Genomic DNA, 666 nt, shown 5'->3' on the forward strand with positions numbered 1-666 from the left:
GGACGCGGTGGCGCTCGGGGCCGAGCATCCCGCGAGCGCGGTCACGGCGAGCGCGGCGGCGGCGAGCGCGCTCACGGCGGCCAGGCCCGGGCGGGCCCCGGTGCGGGCAGGAACGGGGCGTGCGCTGCGGGGCTGGCGCGGGGGGTGGCTGGGGAACATGGGTCGGGGTCCTTTGCGGTGGGGGAAACAGCACGAGGGCGGGAGGACGCCATCGGGGCGGACCGCGGGGCGCGCGGGGACATCAGGCAGCCCCGAGGGTCGCGGTGGTCCGGCGGCGCGAGGCGAGGGCGACGAGCGCCGCGGCGAGCAGAAGGATCGGCACCGCGCACAGGGCGGCGGTGGCCACCGGGTCGACGGCGGGGCGATTCGAGGCCAGGGCCGCAACGAGGACGGGGGCGAGGCTCGCCCCGAGGAAGAGCGCGAAGGTGTAGAGCGCGGTCACGCTCCCCCGCTGCGCGGGGGCGAGGCCCGTGATGGTCTGGATCATCGCTGGCGCGCTGAGCGAGACCCCGGCCGCGAAGCAGAACATGCCCACCCCGACGCCGATCGGATCGGAGCCAAACAGGGCGACCGCGCCAGCCGCGGCCGCGGAGCCCAACAGGCCGAGGAGCAGGCGGGGTTCGGGCCGGAAGCGACCCAGCCAGGGCGCGGCGAAGCCGGCCCATA

General features: G+C 77.6%; 1 pseudogene. It reads right to left on the reverse strand.

What is annotated here, in order from left to right:
- Window positions 1–241: 241 nt before the first annotated feature.
- A pseudogene (locus OOT08_RS03425) lies at window positions 242–666 on the reverse strand (hypothetical protein); the annotation flags it as partial.

The sequence above is a fragment of the Leucobacter sp. M11 genome (assembly GCF_035726885.1).
Classification (GTDB): Bacteria; Actinomycetota; Actinomycetes; order Actinomycetales; family Microbacteriaceae; genus JAPFRB01.